Origin of the sequence: Penaeicola halotolerans (assembly GCF_016464625.1) — a bacterium.
Lineage (GTDB): Bacteria > Bacteroidota > Bacteroidia > Cytophagales > Cyclobacteriaceae > Penaeicola > Penaeicola halotolerans.
This window is the reverse complement of record NZ_JAEAGO010000006.1, coordinates 17,915-35,157: the sequence shown is the minus strand read 5'-3', so window position 1 is coordinate 35,157 and position 17,243 is coordinate 17,915. Positions and strand designations below refer to the sequence as shown.

The window sequence follows — 17,243 nt, the reverse complement described above, 5'->3', positions numbered from 1 at the left end:
TCATTTCTAATGCTATCATCATATGGAAGCAAAATTTTCAAATAGAGTAAAAGAAGTCATCTCACTTAGTCGCGAAGAAGCACTAAGATTGGGACATGACTATATCGGTACAGAGCACTTGCTCCTTGGCATGATCAGAGAAGGCGAGGGAGTTGCTGTTTCCATATTGAAAAAGCTTGGGGTACCTATGGACGAGCTTCGCTTGACGATCGAGCGATCTGTCAAAGGTACAGCCAATCACAATGTGAAAAACTTAGCGAATATACCGCTGACAAGACAGTCAGAGAAGGTGCTAAAAATCACTTATCTAGAAGCTAAAATATTCAAGAGTCAGCTCATTGGCACGGAGCATTTATTGCTTTCGATCTTGAGAGATGATGAAAATATCGCTACACAGATCCTCAATAAGTTTGAGGTCAACTATGAAGTGGTCAAAGAAATGCTAGAATATCAAGGTGGTTCACCTATGTCAGGACCTGAAGCAGATGATGGAGACGAAGATTCTTCTAAACTCTTTGGAGCTTCTGGTAGAGGAGGAGATGCCCCTGCTGGCAAGGGTGCAGAGAAATCTCGTACACCGGTCCTAGATAACTTTGGTAGAGATCTCACTAGAATGGCTGAGGATGGCAAACTTGATCCGATCATCGGTAGAGAGAAGGAAATCGAGCGTGTAGCGCAGATCCTATCAAGAAGAAAGAAAAATAACCCTATCCTCATCGGTGAGCCAGGGGTAGGTAAGACAGCTATTGCAGAAGGTCTGGCTCTTCGCATCATTCAAAAGAAAGTGTCTCGTGTACTTTTTAATAAGCGAGTGGTGACACTTGATCTTGCCTCTTTGGTAGCAGGTACTAAGTATAGAGGTCAGTTTGAAGAGCGTATGAAGGCTGTCATGAGTGAGCTAGAAAAGTCAGCGGATGTTATTCTCTTCATAGATGAGTTACATACTATCGTAGGTGCTGGTGGCGCTAGTGGTTCGTTAGATGCTTCTAATATGTTCAAGCCAGCTCTGGCGAGAGGAGAGATCCAATGCATCGGAGCTACTACCTTAGACGAGTACAGACAGTACATCGAAAAGGATGGTGCACTTGCCCGTAGATTCCAGATGGTGATGATCGATGCGACTTCTCCAGAAGAGACTATTCAGATCTTGAACAATATCAAAGATAAGTACGAAGATCACCATAATGTCAACTATACAGATGAAGCCTTAGAGGCTTGCGTGAAGTTGTCAGACAGATATATATCTGATAGATTCTTGCCAGATAAAGCCATCGATGTGCTTGATGAAGCGGGTGCGAGAGTACACATCAACAACATCCATGTGCCAGATGAAATCCTCAAACTAGAGGAGGCAGTAGAGAATATCAAGAAGGAAAAAAATATAGTCGTCAAAAGTCAGAAGTACGAAGAAGCGGCTCAGTTGAGGGACAAGGAAAAGCGACTTCTAGAGCAGCTAGATACGGCTAAGCTGAAGTGGGAAGAGGAGAGCAAGTCTAAGAGATATACTGTGACAGAGGAAAATGTTGCAGAAGTGATCGCTATGATGACGGGTATTCCTGCCAAGCGAGTCGCACAAAATGAAGGGCAGAAATTGCTAAACATGGGTGAAGATCTCAAAGGGCGAGTTATCGGTCAAGATGATGCCATCAAGAAGCTCACGAAAGCGATACAACGTACAAGAGTAGGTTTAAAGGATCCTAAAAAACCAATCGGTTCATTTGTTTTCTTAGGGCCTACGGGTGTCGGTAAGACGGAGTTGGCTAAAGTGTTGGCTACTTATCTTTTTGACAAGGAAGACTCACTTATCAGAATCGATATGTCTGAGTATATGGAAAAATTCTCCGTATCTAGACTGGTAGGAGCGCCTCCAGGCTATGTAGGCTATGAAGAAGGTGGTCAGTTGACTGAGAAAGTGAGAAGAAAGCCTTATTCTGTCATCTTGCTAGATGAGATTGAAAAAGCACACCCTGACGTCTATAATTTGCTCTTGCAAGTATTGGATGATGGTATCTTGACGGATGGTCTTGGACGTAGAGTAGATTTTAGAAATACGATCATTATCATGACATCTAATATCGGAGCGAGAGATCTCAAAGATTTCGGTGCTGGGATAGGTTTTGCTACACAAGTGAAGCAAAACAATATGGATGATATCATGAAGTCTACTATCCAAAGTGCTTTGAAGAAAGCCTTTAGTCCTGAGTTTTTGAACAGATTGGATGATGTGATTGTGTTTAACTCCCTAGAAAGAGAGCATCTGCATAAGATCATCGAGCTATCTCTGAACAAGCTTTTTGTGAGAATCCAGTCACTTGGATACAATATCGAACTGACGGATAAGGCAAAAGACTTCTTGGCAGATAAGGGCTATGACCCATCTTACGGTGCTCGTCCACTTAACAGAGCGATACAGAAGTACCTTGAAGATGCTATCGCTGAAGAGATCCTCAAAGGCGACTTGGTAGAAGGGGATACTTTACTGGCTGATCACAAAGAAGGTGATGAACTCACACTGAGTGTGAAGAAAGCTAAGAAAGCAAAGAATGAAAATTGATTTAATTTAATAATCATATACACCCACTTGTCTTTGGATGAGTGGGTGTTTTGTTTTTAATACCCATAACGATATGAAGTATAATAGTAGTACACGTATCCTAATGGTGCGTCCGGCAGCATTTGGCTTCAATGAAGAGACAGCAGCTAATAATTTTTATCAGAAGCGATTAGATACCCGTCAAGAGGAAGTCATCCGCCTAGCACAAAGTGAATTTGATGCAGCGGTTAATCAATTACGCAAGTTAGGCATACAAGTAGAGGTCGTTGAAGATACGCTCTCACCGGTTAAGACTGATGCTGTTTTCCCAAACAATTGGGTGAGCTTTCATGAAGATAAAGCTGTTCTCTATCCCATGTACTCTACGGTGAGAAGGAGAGAGCGTAGATTAGATATCCTTCATCAGCTGGGCTATAAAGAGGTACTTCACTTGGAGGGTTTTGAAGCTAAAGAGCAGTACTTAGAAGGTACGGGTAGCCTTGTGCTAGATCGTGTGCATCAAGTTGCTTACGCTTGCCTTTCTGATAGGACACATCGTGCAGTATTAGATGCTTGGGCTAAAGAGATGGATTATGAGCTAGTCGTATTTGAAGCTTATCAAAAGGTGGGAGATAGCTATGCTTTGATCTATCATACCAACGTGATGATGTGTGTAGGAACTTCTTTTGCGGTGGTTTGCCTAGAGAGTATCAGAGATGCTCAAGAGCGCGAAAAGGTCAAGCGTAAACTTCAAGCAAATGGTAAGCAAATCATCGAGATCTCAGAGCATCAAAAGAATGCTTTTGCAGGGAATATGCTCGAGGTGAGAAATCCTAAAGGGGATGTTTTTGCAGTGATGTCTTCCTCTGCACTCCAAGCACTAAATGCCGAACAGATTAAACAAATCACTCAATACGCTAAGCCAGTAGCACTTGATATCCCTACCATAGAAACGATAGGTGGAGGTAGTGCTCGGTGCATGATTGCTGAGTTGTATTGAAATTAAAAGAGCAGCTTAAATGGCTGCTCTTACTTTTTAGATACCTGTATAGTTGAATGGACTGATTTGTCTGAGTTCTTTTTTGATGTCTTCACTGACTTCTAGGGTTTCGATGAACTCCTGAATCGTCTTTTCTGTGATTTTCTCGTTTTTACGAGTGAGTGCTTTGAGCGCTTCATAGGGTTGAGGATAGCTCTCTCTTCTCAAGATTGTCTGGATCGCTTCTGCCACTACTGCCCAGTTTTCACTGAGGTCGTGTTGAATAGCCGCTTCATTGAGCTCGAGTTTGCTGAGTCCCTTAAGCAAAGATCTAAATGCAATAAAACTGTGAGCGAGTGGCATGCCGACATTTCTCAGTACTGTAGAGTCTGTTAAGTCTCGCTGTAATCTAGAGATGGGTAGCTTGCCAGAAAGGTGTTCAAACAGCGCATTAGCGATACCAAGATTGCCTTCTGCATTTTCAAAGTCAATAGGGTTTACTTTATGAGGCATCGCTGAGGAGCCTACTTCACCCGCTTTGATTTTCTGCTTGAAGTAGTTCATAGCCACATATTGCCAGATATCTCTGGATAGGTCAGTCAGGATGGTGTTGATCCTTTTGAGACCGTCAAAACAGGCCGCTAAGTGGTCATAATGCTCGATCTGTGTAGTTGGGCTGCTTCTTTCAAGACCTAAGTCTTTTTCTACAAACTTATCAGCAAATGCTTGCCAGTCGATCTTTGGGTAGGCTACTTGATGGGCATTGAGATTTCCAGTAGCGCCACCGAATTTGGCTGCGTGAGGGACTTGATTAAGTAGCGAAAGTTGGTTGTGAAGCCTCACAATAAAAACTTTGATTTCCTTACCTAGTCTGGTAGGGGAAGCAGGTTGACCATGTGTTCTGGCTAGCATCGGGATGTCTTTCCAGTCATTTGCCAAAGCTTCTAAACTACTGATCACTGCATGCAACTCAGGAAGATATACCGTCTGAAGGGCATCTCTGAGCAGCATCGGGGTAGCGGTGTTATTGATGTCTTGAGAGGTCAATCCAAAGTGGATGAACTCCTTGTATTCGGCTAGGCCTAGTTTGTCAAATTTATGTTTGATAAAGTATTCTACTGCTTTGACATCGTGGTTGGTAGTCTGTTCGATGACTTTGATATCCGCAGCATCTGTTTCTGAGAAATTATCTACTATGGCTCTCAATGCAGGATAAACGCTCTTATTGATACCTGCAAGCTGTGGTAAAGGCAATTCACATAGCGCGATGAAGTACTCGATCTCTACTTTGACACGATACTTGATCAGGCCAAATTCTGAAAAGTAGGGAGCCAAAGACTCGGTTTGCTTTCTGTAGCGACCATCTATGGGGGAGATGGCATAGAGCGTATGTAATTGCATATCTGCTTTGTGATTTGAGTACGCAAAATTAACCTTTATCCCTTAATTGGCTAAATCTTCTTGAAAAGAATCCGACCCTTTAGCCTGAAAATTCACCATTTAGCATTTTAGGTTTTCTTTTTAGGGAAGCTGTCGGATATTTGCAGCGGGAATTTTTAAGGGAATATGAGAAGTATAGTTTGTTGGTTGGTTGGTGTGGCATGTCTGATAGTAGCTCCGGTGAAGGCTCAAGAGCGCTTTACAGACTATCAGTTGGAGATAGTAAAGACAACAGAAAAAATAGAGATTGATGGCTATCTGGATGAGGTCATTTGGTCTAAACTAGATCGTGCTTCTGGTTTTACACAAAACTTTCCTAATGAATTTGCTCCTGCGTCTAGCAAGTCTGAGGTGATGATGACCTATGATGATCAGTTTCTGTACGTAGCAGCTGTGATGTATGATGACCTGCCGGGAGACTATGTAGTGAGTTCACTTCGCAGAGACTTTGACTTTGATGATAATGATGCATTTGTCATCTATTTGGATCCATATAATGATGGCACTAATGGCTTTTCATTTGCAGTCAGCCCCTTCAATGTACAACGGGAAGCCTTGATCAATAATGGCAATAGAGAAGCTACGGATTGGGATAACCGCTGGTTTAGCCAAGTCAAGCGATATGATGATCGGTGGACTGTAGAGATGGCGATTCCCTTTAAGACTTTGCGTTTTAATGAAGGGAAGGACTTGTGGCGAGTCAATTTTGCTCGAAATGATCGGAAGCGATTTGAAGTGTCTAGCTGGATACCTGTCCCGATCAACTTTGATGTGTCTAGTTTGGCTTTTACTGGCTATCTGAATTGGGATGAACCACTCAAAAAGCCAGGAGCCAATGTAGCTTTGATACCTTTCGTAGCAGGTGGATTGCAAAAAGACTTCGAAGAAGGAACCGCCACTCAGACGACTTCTAGTGCAGGATTTGATGCGAAAGTAGCGGTGACGCCTGCGCTCAATCTTGACTTGACTTTCAATCCTGATTTCTCCCAAGTGGAGGTAGATAGACAGCAAACTAACTTGAATAGATTTGAGCTATTTTTCCCAGAGAGGCGTCAGTTTTTCTTAGAAAATGCAGACTTATTTAGTGATTTTGGATTCAGCCGCATTAGGCCATTTTTCTCCAGAAGAATAGGTATAGCCACTGACAGTATAGGTCGCACTAGTCAAAACAGGATACAATATGGTGCGAGACTTAGTGGTAAGCTAGATGATAACTGGCGTGTAGGCTTACTCAATATGCAGACAGCTGGGGACAATGGTATCGGTTTCCCTGCACAAAACTTTACAGTAGCAACTGTGCAGCGCAAAGTATTCGCTAGGTCCAACATTGCAGCCATTTTTGTCAATAGAGAGACGACTTCTAGTGCTGACCAAACCAATGTAGCAGCATACAATAGAGTAGTAGGCTTAGACTATAACTTAGCCTCCGCAGATAACAGATGGAATGGTAAGTTTTTTTATCATCAGTCTTTTTCTCCAGGAAATCCAACAGACAGTTACGCGCATGCTTCTTACTTAGGGTACAATGTCAAAGGGCTGCGGATCATGTGGAACCATGAGTATGTCGGAGAAAACTATAATGCGGAAGTAGGTTTTGTACCAAGGCAGAGCTATTGGAGACTGGAGCCTTCGATCAATTACCGCTTTTTCCCAGAAAACAGTCCAATTTTGAGACATGGACCGAGGGTGTACTTGGATCTTTATGCCAACAAATCTTTAGAGAAAACAGATGAAACGATCGAGTTTAGCTATCAGATAGATTGGAAAAATACCAGCTCACTGAATATCTTCACGAGCAACGAGTATTTAGTTCTTACTTTTCCTTTTGATCCTACGCGTACGGGTGGGGAGCAGCTACTTGCTGGCGCATCATACAGTTATTTTAGATATGGGGTGCAGTACAATTCAGACTTGAGAAAGCTGTTTAATTGGTCTGGGACAGTAGCACATGGGAAATATTTTAATGGAGACAGGTTTGAGATGAGTGGTGAACTCAACTACCGCTACCAGCCTTATGGGAGTGTTTCTGTAGCTTTTAACTACAATGAGATATCACTTCCACAGCCCTATAACTCGGCTACGCTCTTTTTAGTAGGGCCTAGATTTGATATTTCCTTTACTGATCAGCTTTTCATTAGTACCTTTGTGCAATATAATAACCAAATAGACAATATCAATCTGAATACACGCCTTCAGTGGCGCTTCAGACCAGTCTCTGATCTTTTCTTAGTGTACACAGATAATTACTTTCCAGAAAACTTGAAAGTGAAAAACAGAGCTTTGATTTTGAAGTTGTCTTATTGGATTAACGTTTAGTAGAAAGAGACTTATGTTTAGCTTATTTAAGAAATCAAAAAAGGATAATACACAAAAGCAGCAAGCAAACTATCGCTCGCTGAAAGTGAGGGAGGTGGTAAAGGAAACTGCAGATACAGTCAGTATCTATTTTGAGCAGCCAGAGGAGATCATGGACTATCAAGCAGGTCAGTATCTCACGCTGATCTTGACCATCGATGGCAAAGAAGTGCGCAGATCTTATTCACTTTGTACTTCTCCTTTTGTAGATCCATTTCCTGGAGTCTCTGTCAAAAGAGTAGCGGGAGGTCTGGTTTCTAACTATCTCAATGATCAAATGAAGCCTGGCAAGACCATAGAAGTGATGGATCCGCTAGGCAATTTTGTGACAGACTATCACTCAAGCAATGAGCGCCATGTGATGCTGTTTGCAGGTGGGAGTGGGATCACGCCTTTGATCGCTATCGCTAAATCTGTCTTGATCAATGAACCGAAGTCTACGATCACTTTGGTCTATGCTAATCGTAATGAGGAGAGTATCATTTTCAAAAAAGCACTAGAAGACCTGCAAGAAAAGTATGGGAAGTCAAGACTGGAGATCGTGCATGTCTTGAGTCAAGGAAGTGATCGCTGGGAGGGCAGAAAAGGTAGATTACATGAAGAAGTGATTTCGGAGATGATCTCTCAATATTGTGAAAATAAAAATACTGAATACTTCGTCTGTGGCCCTCAGGGGATGATGGAGTGTGTAGTTGACTGTCTCAATAAACTCAAGATATCAGAGGATAAGATCAAGAAAGAAAGCTTCTACAATGCGCCAAGTAAAGACAAGAAAGTAAGTGCTGATAAGATACTCACTCAGATGGTGACTATCATCAATGGTGGTGAGGAGAATTCCTTTGAAGTAGTACCAGAGAAATCTATCCTAGATGCGGGTTTAGATGAAAATATAGACATGCCTTATTCATGTCAGAGTGGACTCTGTACAGCTTGTAGAGGAAAGCTGATCAGCGGTCAGGTTAAAATGGATGAAGATGCAGGTTTGACCAAAGAAGAACTGGCCAAAGGCTATGTGCTCTGCTGTCAAGCACATCCACTTACTGACGATGTCAAGATAGAAATCGGATAATGGAAAGGCCTCAATCGAGGTCTTTTTTTATTAACTTATATCGAAAATGTAAAATAGGATATGAGAAGGACGATTGATATCACACTCTTCCTTGTTTGCTGGGCTACGGTGATAGGACAATTAATATTGATGATCATCAACAGGCAAACAGATCTGCTAGAGACCATGGTGAGATTTTTCAGTTTCTTCACCATCTTGACCAATTCTCTAGTAGCTATATACTTTACCGTTCGTGTAGTTGAGAAGCCTATTTTTCTTCGATCCCTATTGAACAAAGCTGGGAGTCTCACTGCTATAACAGTGTATATCCTAGTGGTGGGAATGGTATATCAAGTGTTACTTAGATCCTTGTGGACACCTGTAGGAATGCAGCGACTGGTGGATGAACTATTGCATACTTTTATTCCAGCTTTCATGCTTTTTTACTGGTTTTTCTTTGAAAATAAGGCGGTTTTAAAGTTTTCGATGATTGGCAAATGGCTTCTTTATCCACTGACCTATCTGGTCTTTATTTTGGTCAGAGGGGCTTTTTCTGATTTTTATCCTTATCCATTTGTTCAAGTCAATGAGTTGGGATATCAACAGGTATTGATTAATAGTTTTTTTGTGGCTGTCTTTTTTATATTCCTTTCTGGATTGTTGATACAGATCGCTAAGATCTCGGCTAAGATACCCAAGCAAGTCTGACAAAAGCCTATATTTGCTACATGAATGATGAAATGATCAAAACTTTAGCGGCCAAATTCGTCAGGTTTGAGCGGCTGTACTTACTAAGTGTTATGTTTCCTTTAGTGGCTTTTGCGGGAGTATATCTACGCTTGGGAGCGAGCGAAGAGTTGTCTAACTCACTAAAGGGTAAGCATTTTTTCTTTGTTCATCTGGCATTTTCTATATTGCTCACGTTGGGCCTACTCTATCAGCATACTTATATGCAAAACAAGCAGTCTTATTTGATGAAATTATCCGATGTCGAATTGCAATTTGATGGTATGATCAAAGCTTCTCAAATAAGATTTCTGATGCTGATGGTAGGAGGATTGATCACAGCCATAGCACTTTGGTGGACTAAAGAACAGCTTTATGCAGGCTGGTATGCAGTCTATCTTATAACCACTTCATCCAATAGGCCGACAGTACTCAAATGGTCTGAGAAACTCAGGCTGAAGGGTGAGGCTAAGGAAGCATTTGCGAAAATCTATACAGCAAATCGCACCCAATAAAAAAAGCATGTACCAAGACAAGTACATGCTTAAAAAAATGTGAGGAGAATGCTTACCAGATAAATCCGAAAGAGAATGCATTGACCTCAGGACCTCTGCCATCTCTGAAGACTTCATTGAGGTCATAAGTGACGAAAAAATCTGTTTGCTTAAACCCAATCTCTGCTCTGACACCATATCGGATATCACTCAAAAACATGTTGGACTTATCGTAAGTCTTTGTTTTGTCTCCGTTTTCATCATCAAAGACAAACTTGCTTCTTCCACCTATTCTATAACCTGCATAGGCACCTACACCAAATCTAAATCCTTCAGATCCTGCATCAAACTTAGGTACAAGAGATAAGTTGAGGTACGAAGCAGAGATTTTAGACCTTCTGGCATCGACCAGTTGATTTTCTAAAAAGATGACTTCTGTAGGACCTTTGAGTGCCTGTGTATTAGGATCATCAAACTTGAAGTTGTACCAGTTGACTCCTATGGCAGACTTAAGGTAGAAGTTCCCTACGATCTTAGTCTGCACGCCACTGTTGAGTCCTACATGCCAGCTTCCCCAAACTTTCGTGTCGGGTGCAGCCTCATTGCCAGTCCATACGCCTTTACCTAAGTCCACATCAAAAAAGGTAGAAGTTCTGCTTGTGAGCTGAGTCTTATAATTATCCTCTTGGCGAAAATCTCTTGCACCATTTTCGTATTTGATGATGTGATAAGATTTGCCAAGTATATGAATTGTTGACTCTTTTTTGACTTCACCCATTGGGCTTTCAGAGTCGCTTTTGATTTGCTCTTGTGCCAAAGTAGCTTGCGACATTGTAAAAAGTGCTATTGCAAAAAGTAACTTTTTCATGAGTTTAAAATTTAAGATTTAAAATAATTAAAGTGATATACCGATAGATATGGCATTGAGTTCAGGACCTCTATTGTTTCTAAAGACTTCATTGAGGTCATAGTTGAAAAAGAAGTCTACGCCTTTCCAGCCGATCTCCGTTCTGATGCCATATCTCAGATCAGACAGATAGAGATTTGATCTGTTTTTGACTCTTTGGCGATCGCCTTCTTCATCTCTATACTTATGCTTAGACCTGCTACCAAGCCTGTAACCTACATAAGGACCAACACCGATTCTTAAGCTGCTATTTGAGTTGCTCACTGCCCCAAAGTCGAACTTAGGGATCATAGAGAAGTTTAGGTAGCTAGCAGAGATCTTAGATTTAGTACCACTTATGCCTTGGAGTTCTGTGAAAAGCACCTGATCTGGCCCTTTGGTGATAGAGACATCGCGATTGTCTAGTTTCCAAGTATACCAGTGGAGGCTAGGACCCCACACCAGTTGGAAAGCGCCATTTTTAGAGAGATACGTGTAGTTTTTCCAGTTGAAGCCTATGTACCAGCTGCCCCAAGTCTTGACAGAGTAGTCATCTGAGCCAGCAGGAAATTCTCCCGTTTCTAAGTAATTGTTGAAGCCTAAGTCAAGGTCAAAGACATGGTTTCTTCTTTTGTAGGGCTTGCTAAATTTAGGTTCGCGAAAGATTTCTACCTCAGCATCTTCTCCAGGATTTTCCCTTACTTTGACATTGAGTCTGCCCAGTTTGAACTGATAGTCTCCGTTTATATCGTCTACTTTCGCACTGGCTATTTCTTTAGATTTATACTCGGGTAATTCTTTAAGCTCGCTCATTTGAACTACTTTGAGTTTGCCAGATGTGCTATCCATCTTGATCCCAAGCTCACTGACGATCTTATTGATGTCAAGTCCTTTGAGTCTTTTGAAGTCCTCTGCATTATCCACGATAATGACGAGTTTACCATTTTTGCCATACTCAATGATAACTGAGTCCTGAGGCGCTCTGAAGTCATGATCTGACGCGTAAGCAGCTGTCATACCTGCTACAATCACTCCGATGATTAAAAAAATTAGCTTTTTCATATTGGTTTATATTTACTTACTGTCCTTGTTTTTACTGAAAAATTGATTCTTTGCTTCCCTGATGTCGCCTATAGCATCATCAATTTCGGCTATTTCTTTCCCTATAGTGATGACTTTACCTAAGAGACTCTTTTTGACTTCTGTATCTTCGGATCTTGCAGTCGTTTGATTGATTCCAGAGTTGACGATTTTGATGGTCACAGCAGTCGTTTCAGGCTCTTTGAAAGCAGGTTCTTCTATATTGATCACTGGCTTACTTGAGATAGGGTTGGTGTCTACGACTACTTCTGCTATGAGCGATCTTTCACCTACTTTTTCTACGATTGGAGTTTTTTGCTTGTCTACTTTTTCTGATGTCACTTTTTCCTGTTGCACGTTTTGTACAGGTGCTTGCTTTTTCTCCGTGGTCACGACTTCTTGCACAGTAGGCATAGGCTCTTTTTCCACTGTAGGCAGCGCTAGCTGTGACAGCCCTTGATCTTCTGCTATTACTTGAGTGTCAGGCACATTTTTGAGCAGAGCGTCATTGCTATCAAAAGCCCACTTGGCACCTAACAAGAGTACTAGTCCTGCAGCTACCATTTGCCACCAGATGATTCCCTTTTTTTGGTTTTTCTTAGCGAGCTTGCGCTCTAGCTGATCCCATGCTACTGGCGCTGGTGCTTTGTCTAGCTGACCAAGTTTTTCTTTGAATAGCTGATCTATTTTATTTTCCATTTTCAGCATTGTTTATATTTTCCGAGGTATGCATCATTTTCTGCAAAAGCACTCTCGCCCGACTGAGCTGAGATTTTGAGGTGTTTTCGCTGATTTGTAGCATGTCTCCTATTTCCTTATGTGAGTAGCCCTCTATCGCATACAAGTTAAAGACCGTTCGGTATCCTACTGGTAGTGCTTTGACCATAGAGAGCATATCTTCCGCTTCTAAGTGATCCGACTGAAGGACTTCTTCCTTGAGTTCAGATCTCTCATCGTCCCAGTTCAGTTCCATGAGGGTAGCTCTGTTTTTGCGGAGTGTCATCAGCGCATGATTGACCATCAATCGCTTCATCCAGCCCTCAAAGCTTCCCTCATGTTTGAACTGTTCTAATTTTTCAAAAATCCTCATAAAACCCTCGATCAGTACATCTTGTGCCAAGTCATGATCTTTCATGTATCTCAGACAGAGTGCGAAGAGCTTGCCGCTATACTGATCATAGAGGTGCTTTTGTGCCTTTTGATCTCCTCTCAGGCAGCCTTCTATGAGTTGTTGGTCATCTTTAAAAAGTAAAGCTCTTATCATATTTCTTTCGCACTCAATAACAAGATGCAGCAGGTTCGATAGAGGTTGCACCTGTTTTTAACATTTTTTAAAAATTACTATAAAACAATGATTATCAATAACTAATGCTCATAAAAAAACCTTCACCTATTTCCAGATGAAGGTTTTTTGTTAGTAATATAAACTCAATAAGCTGCCATATAATTGATGAGAATTTCTACTCTAGAAATTTCCCCTCTGGTGACTTCCACTGGATTGATATGGCCAAAGGCATTGAACTCATTGGCAAAAAAGCCATTTTCCTCCTTGGTGAAAATGGAGTATACTCCAGGCGGCACAGCTACTTTAAATTTGCCGTTTTCTGACTGAGTTGTAGCGATTAGTTTTGTTTTGGGCATTTCAAAAAGCCCATCTACAAGTCTGACTTCGCTCATGCTGGTGAGAGCAAAGATATAGACCTCACGATCTACTGCTTTAGGTCGTGCAGGATTGGCATTTGGTCCGGGCATGAGGTTGCCTTCTACCCATTTGAGTTCACCTTGAATACCTTCATTCATTTTTTCACTGCTTTTGCATCCTGACAGGAGTACGATAAGGAATAAGATTGGATAGAGTGTTTTTGACATGATTTACTTGTAATGATGTTTCAAATATTGTCGAAAAGTTTGAAAGATTCCATGTATTCAGGAATAATTGCATCCCAGCCAAGTTTTTCTTTGATAGAAGCTTGAAATCCCAGCGCACTTTTTTCCTCTCCATGGATGATAAATGTCATCTTTGGTTCGCTGTCAAACTGACTCAGCCAATGTAGCAATTCCCCTCTATCTGCGTGTGCCGAAAGCCCCTCTATGTATTGCACATCGCATTTGATCTGATGAGACATGCCAAATATTTTGATAGGCTCTTGGCGGTCTAAAATCTTTCGGCCCCGAGTGCCTTCTGCTTGAAAACCTACAAACAATACCGTGTCTTGTGGATTTTTGAGTCGATTAGACAAGTGATGTAAAATGCGCCCACCAGTAACCATTCCGCTGGCAGAGATGATGATGGCATTGTCGTCTATGAAATTTAGTCCCATAGACTCTTCTTGCTCCTTGCGGTAGTGTAGCTGCTTGAAGTTGAGCGGGGAATCATGCTCACTAAGCTGAATTTCATCTAGCTTGTGGAAGTCAAAATACCTCTTATAGATATCATTGACTTTGATAGCCATAGGGCTGTCTATGTAGACTGGTATTTTGGGAATTTTTCCTTCTTTTATCAGGGTGTAAAGGTAATATAGTACTAGCTGTGTCCGACCTACTGTAAAGGCTGGAATCAAGACTACACCTCCTCGTCTTTGAGTGTCTTTGATCACCTCAGCGAGTTCTAGATCAGGACTAGCGTTGATATTGTCACGATCCCCATATGTGGACTCTACAAGAAGGATATCTGCTTCAGTGATGGCTTTGGGGGGATCTAGGACAGGGTCGCTGTATCTACCCAAATCACCTGAGAATACGATCTTTTTTCTTTGAGAGCTACCCATCAAATCCAAACTGACAATACAAGCCCCCAGTATATGTCCTGCTAAAGAAAAGGTCGCTTTGATCTGCGGGTTGATTTTGATGGATTTTTCGATATCGACTCCTTCTAGCAAAGAAAACACACGCTCAGCATCTTTGACCGTATAGAGCGGTTGTGGGTCTTCATGACTAGAGTAGCCTTTTTTCTTAGCATATTCGGCTTCTTCTTCTTGAAGTTTGGCACTATCTAGCAAGAGTACTTTGACGAGGTCTATGGTAGGTTCGGTCGCATAGATTTTTCCAGAAAAACCCTCTCTAACCAGCTTTGGGAGGTAGCCTGTATGATCTAGGTGTGCATGCGTCAATATGATGGCATCTATTTCAGCAGGATTTATGGGGAATTCTTCCCAGTTTCTAAGGCGCAAATCCTTGAGTCCTTGAAATAGTCCACAATCTATGAGCAGCTTGTAGTGATCAACCTCTAAAAGATATCGAGAGCCTGTCACAGATTTGGCACCTCCTAAAAATTTGATTCTTACATCCATGGGTTTGTTGGCTTAGTCTATCCAATTTGGTCATTTAGGGAGAGATAAAAAAATAAGAGTCAGAAATAATTCTGACTCTTAAGTGGGTGGTTTATTTGTTGATTAATATTTTACTCCGATAGTACGGTGTCTTGACTGACTTCTGTAGATTCATCAGCTTCTTCTTTAGAAGGAATGCAAGTGATGCATTTTATGCCATCCTTTGTTATGATCCAAGTATTATTACCCTGTAGCAAATACACGTAAGCATCACTTTTGTAGTAATAAGTATAATTTCGTATCAAATAGCGCATTTTCTCATCCAGTTTAAAAGGTTTATTGTATGGAAAATAGATGGTGATCTCCGCTTCTTGAAATCTAAACTTAGTGTCTTCAGGAAGCGTCACATTAGAGTCAAAAGTGAAAATAGAATCCTGAACAGTGATCCCATAGATCGTTTCACTGGCGATCTTTTCCGCTTCTGCTCTGTCAAATCCACGTGCTATCATTTTCTTCTCTATGCTAATCTCATTGGTTTCATGCCCCTTAAGTATGAGTCTAGCACCATCATATTCATCATCACCGACCTCATTGAGTGTTAGGTATGGAGTGCCTTGAGGGAGTGCATAGACTTTTTCCTCTTTGTATGTTCCCTGTTGCTTATATTGTTGTACTTGAAGCGGTATGCTCACAGCTAAAGTCACAATAGCGATCAGCCAAATACCGAAAAGAGACCAACCAATATAGGCTCTGATCAGATTGCGTCTGATGATGACCATGACTCCAAGGATGATCATTATAAGCGAAGGAACAAACACCCCAGCAAAGGCAGCAAATGCCATGTACAGCGGTATATTTTCATTGATAAATCTACTAGGTAACTCATTGAGGAATAGGATATCGCCACCAGCTACATTGAAGTAAGCTACGAGCATCACTAATATCCCAAAACTCAAACTACCCCCTACCAATATCAAGAATATACCAAAGATGATCCTAATCGCATCTATCAAAAAGTTTAGAATAGGAGAGAGGATGTTTCCAAGCCCTTTTAGCAAGTAAGAGATCAATCTGAATGGGAAGAGTAGTACTTTCAAGAAGACATTTTCCTTCTTATCCTCTGGTACATTGAGACTCGTTTTGATATTCTTCTCTATGTTATCTAGTGTGATCGGCTGACCCTGCATCTGCATCTTATCTGTAAGCGAGTTGGCAGTAGGTGTGATGATCCATAAGATCAAATAAAGTAAAATTCCTGATCCTCCGACAAAGGCTAGTATGATGAATAATACCCTCACGAGATCCTTGTCTATACCAAAGTATGCCGCTAAACCTGCACTGACTCCACCGAAAATCTTGCCTTCAGAGCTTCTAAATAGCTTTTTGGTTTTGCCATCTTCTTCGGCATAGTACTCTGCAGGAAGTACGATCCACAAGATGATATAGATGACTATCAGCGCTATATTGATACTGATGCTGTAATCCCCATCACTCGATAGCTTGATAAATCCGCTGAAAAATAATAGCAAGGCAAATAGTCTCAACCAAAGTGGGTCGATAGAAAAGTAGTGCGCGATCCCCGCAAATACTCCTCCCAATACCTTTTTCGCCTCATTTCTATAGAGTTTCTTAGGCTTTGCATCAGGGATATCGTAGTGCTTGTAGTCATTTTGGCTAGTAGACTCTTGTGTCTTTTTTTGTTCAGAGGTTTCCTCCTCGACAAGCGCTTCAGCAGCTTCAAAATCCGCTATAGTACCCATCGTATTGATGAGGCTGATGACATCGTCTTCTACGATGACCTGCTTGCCTCCTTTTAGTTTTTTGAGTAGGATTTCAGCTATTCTATTTTCGATATCATTGACGATTTCGGAGCTTTCATCATAGCTAGAGAAATGCTGATTGATAGCATCTAGATATTGCTTCAATCGGGGATAACTGTCTTCCTCTATGTGGAAGATGATACCGCTGATATTTATGCTAATGTTCTTTTTCATGTCGACACTATTTGTTGTTGATGATTTTGTTGGTTGACTCCACTAGCTCTTTCCAAGTGTCATCCAATTTATTTAAAAATTCTGTCCCCTCTGTAGTCATCAAGTAGTACTTCCTTGGTGGGCCAGTGGTAGATTCTACCCATTTGTAGTCTACTAGTCCTGCCTTGCGTAGTCTAGTGAGCAAGGGATAGAGGGTGCCTTCTACCACGATGATCTTGGCAGCAGTGAGCTCCTCTATTAAATCTGATGCATATACCTCTCCTCGAGAAATGATATGCAGGATGCAGAATTCCAGAATTCCCTTCCGCATTTGCACCTGTGTATTTTCTACATTCATATCACACTATTTTTTCTTTTCAAAACCTATGCAAATCATTTGCCTAAAGTACCTTGCATAACAAGGTACTTGATATAAACCTTATTTTAAACGTGTTTGAGT

15 protein-coding genes are annotated in these 17,243 nt (G+C 41.4%); 6 read left to right on the top strand and 9 right to left on the bottom strand.

The window, feature by feature from the left end; translation table 11 throughout:
- The first annotated feature begins 22 nt into the window (after positions 1-22).
- Both I5349_RS13450 and ctlX read left to right on the top strand, forming a co-directional pair.
- A complete protein-coding gene (locus tag I5349_RS13450) occupies positions 23-2,554 on the top strand; it encodes an ATP-dependent Clp protease ATP-binding subunit (RefSeq protein ID WP_226391307.1) in 2,532 nt (843 codons plus the stop codon).
- 73 nt (positions 2,555-2,627) lie between these two features.
- Entirely contained in the window at positions 2,628-3,533 is a 906-nt protein-coding gene (gene ctlX / locus I5349_RS13445; protein ID WP_226391306.1) for a citrulline utilization hydrolase CtlX, read from the top strand.
- Between the two features lie 36 nt (positions 3,534-3,569).
- On the opposite strand, the gene purB is transcribed toward ctlX, so the two are convergent.
- Entirely contained in the window at positions 3,570-4,913 is a 1,344-nt protein-coding gene (gene purB, locus I5349_RS13440; RefSeq protein ID WP_226391305.1) for an adenylosuccinate lyase, read from the bottom strand.
- 165 nt (positions 4,914-5,078) lie between these two features.
- On the opposite strand from purB, the gene I5349_RS13435 reads away from it, so the two are divergent.
- The 4 genes from I5349_RS13435 to I5349_RS13420 are packed head-to-tail and all read left to right on the top strand — an operon-like array spanning position 5,079 to position 9,596.
- Positions 5,079-7,268, top strand: a complete 2,190-nt coding sequence (locus tag I5349_RS13435) for a DUF5916 domain-containing protein (protein ID WP_226391304.1) — start codon at positions 5,079-5,081, stop codon at positions 7,266-7,268.
- 13 nt (positions 7,269-7,281) lie between these two features.
- Positions 7,282-8,376 carry a ferredoxin--NADP reductase gene (locus tag I5349_RS13430; RefSeq protein ID WP_226391303.1) on the top strand — a complete coding sequence of 365 codons (1,095 nt, stop codon included), beginning with the start codon at positions 7,282-7,284 and terminating at the stop codon, positions 8,374-8,376.
- Positions 8,377-8,436: 60 nt separating this feature from the next.
- Positions 8,437-9,063, top strand: coding sequence for a Pr6Pr family membrane protein (locus I5349_RS13425; protein WP_226391302.1), 627 nt, complete (start codon positions 8,437-8,439; stop codon positions 9,061-9,063).
- A gap of 20 nt (positions 9,064-9,083) precedes the next feature.
- Complete coding sequence (locus I5349_RS13420) at positions 9,084-9,596, top strand: hypothetical protein (RefSeq protein WP_226391301.1); 513 nt, start codon at positions 9,084-9,086, stop codon at positions 9,594-9,596.
- Positions 9,597-9,648: 52 nt separating this feature from the next.
- Here the strand turns inward: I5349_RS13420 and I5349_RS13415 are convergent, their stop codons facing one another.
- The 8 genes from I5349_RS13415 to I5349_RS13380 form a co-directional block, all read right to left on the bottom strand.
- Positions 9,649-10,443 (bottom strand): hypothetical protein, encoded by a 795-nt coding sequence (locus tag I5349_RS13415; RefSeq protein WP_226391300.1) that lies wholly within the window; start codon positions 10,441-10,443, stop codon positions 9,649-9,651.
- Positions 10,444-10,470: 27 nt separating this feature from the next.
- Positions 10,471-11,523: a hypothetical protein gene (locus I5349_RS13410; protein ID WP_226391299.1), complete on the bottom strand. Its 1,053-nt coding sequence runs from the start codon at positions 11,521-11,523 to the stop codon at positions 10,471-10,473.
- Positions 11,524-11,535: 12 nt separating this feature from the next.
- Positions 11,536-12,240, bottom strand: coding sequence for a hypothetical protein (locus I5349_RS13405; protein ID WP_226391298.1), 705 nt, complete (start codon positions 12,238-12,240; stop codon positions 11,536-11,538).
- On the bottom strand, positions 12,230-12,805 hold the full coding sequence (locus I5349_RS13400; RefSeq protein ID WP_226391297.1) for an RNA polymerase sigma factor: 576 nt from the start codon (positions 12,803-12,805) through the stop codon (positions 12,230-12,232). Before I5349_RS13400 ends, I5349_RS13405 begins: the two co-directional genes overlap by 11 nt.
- A gap of 164 nt (positions 12,806-12,969) precedes the next feature.
- The gene (locus tag I5349_RS13395; RefSeq protein ID WP_226391296.1) at positions 12,970-13,410 is read right to left on the bottom strand and encodes a carboxypeptidase regulatory-like domain-containing protein; all 441 of its coding nucleotides are present in this window, start codon (positions 13,408-13,410) and stop codon (positions 12,970-12,972) included.
- 20 nt (positions 13,411-13,430) lie between these two features.
- Positions 13,431-14,831 (bottom strand): MBL fold metallo-hydrolase RNA specificity domain-containing protein, encoded by a 1,401-nt coding sequence (locus tag I5349_RS13390; protein WP_226391295.1) that lies wholly within the window; start codon positions 14,829-14,831, stop codon positions 13,431-13,433.
- 110 nt (positions 14,832-14,941) lie between these two features.
- Positions 14,942-16,804, bottom strand: a complete 1,863-nt coding sequence (locus I5349_RS13385; RefSeq protein WP_226391294.1) for a PspC domain-containing protein — start codon at positions 16,802-16,804, stop codon at positions 14,942-14,944.
- Positions 16,805-16,811: 7 nt separating this feature from the next.
- On the bottom strand, positions 16,812-17,141 hold the full coding sequence (locus I5349_RS13380; RefSeq protein ID WP_226391293.1) for a PadR family transcriptional regulator: 330 nt from the start codon (positions 17,139-17,141) through the stop codon (positions 16,812-16,814).
- Positions 17,142-17,243: the final 102 nt, after the last annotated feature.

Bases quoted from the DNA above. Each gene is read 5' to 3' on its own strand.
- I5349_RS13425 (WP_226391302.1), top strand. From the start codon at position 8,437: ATGAGAAGGACGATTGATATCACACTCTTCCTTGTTTGCTGGGCTACG.
- I5349_RS13395 (WP_226391296.1), bottom strand. From the start codon at position 13,410: ATGTCAAAAACACTCTATCCAATCTTATTCCTTATCGTACTCCTGTCA.
- I5349_RS13435 (WP_226391304.1), top strand. From the start codon at position 5,079: ATGAGAAGTATAGTTTGTTGGTTGGTTGGTGTGGCATGTCTGATAGTA.
- I5349_RS13380 (WP_226391293.1), bottom strand. From the start codon at position 17,141: ATGAATGTAGAAAATACACAGGTGCAAATGCGGAAGGGAATTCTGGAA.
- purB (WP_226391305.1), bottom strand. From the start codon at position 4,913: ATGCAATTACATACGCTCTATGCCATCTCCCCCATAGATGGTCGCTAC.
- I5349_RS13420 (WP_226391301.1), top strand. From the start codon at position 9,084: ATGAATGATGAAATGATCAAAACTTTAGCGGCCAAATTCGTCAGGTTT.
- I5349_RS13405 (WP_226391298.1), bottom strand. From the start codon at position 12,240: ATGGAAAATAAAATAGATCAGCTATTCAAAGAAAAACTTGGTCAGCTA.
- I5349_RS13400 (WP_226391297.1), bottom strand. From the start codon at position 12,805: ATGATAAGAGCTTTACTTTTTAAAGATGACCAACAACTCATAGAAGGC.
- I5349_RS13450 (WP_226391307.1), top strand. From the start codon at position 23: ATGGAAGCAAAATTTTCAAATAGAGTAAAAGAAGTCATCTCACTTAGT.
- ctlX (WP_226391306.1), top strand. From the start codon at position 2,628: ATGAAGTATAATAGTAGTACACGTATCCTAATGGTGCGTCCGGCAGCA.
- I5349_RS13430 (WP_226391303.1), top strand. From the start codon at position 7,282: ATGTTTAGCTTATTTAAGAAATCAAAAAAGGATAATACACAAAAGCAG.
- I5349_RS13415 (WP_226391300.1), bottom strand. From the start codon at position 10,443: ATGAAAAAGTTACTTTTTGCAATAGCACTTTTTACAATGTCGCAAGCT.
- I5349_RS13385 (WP_226391294.1), bottom strand. From the start codon at position 16,804: ATGAAAAAGAACATTAGCATAAATATCAGCGGTATCATCTTCCACATA.
- I5349_RS13390 (WP_226391295.1), bottom strand. From the start codon at position 14,831: ATGGATGTAAGAATCAAATTTTTAGGAGGTGCCAAATCTGTGACAGGC.
- I5349_RS13410 (WP_226391299.1), bottom strand. From the start codon at position 11,523: ATGAAAAAGCTAATTTTTTTAATCATCGGAGTGATTGTAGCAGGTATG.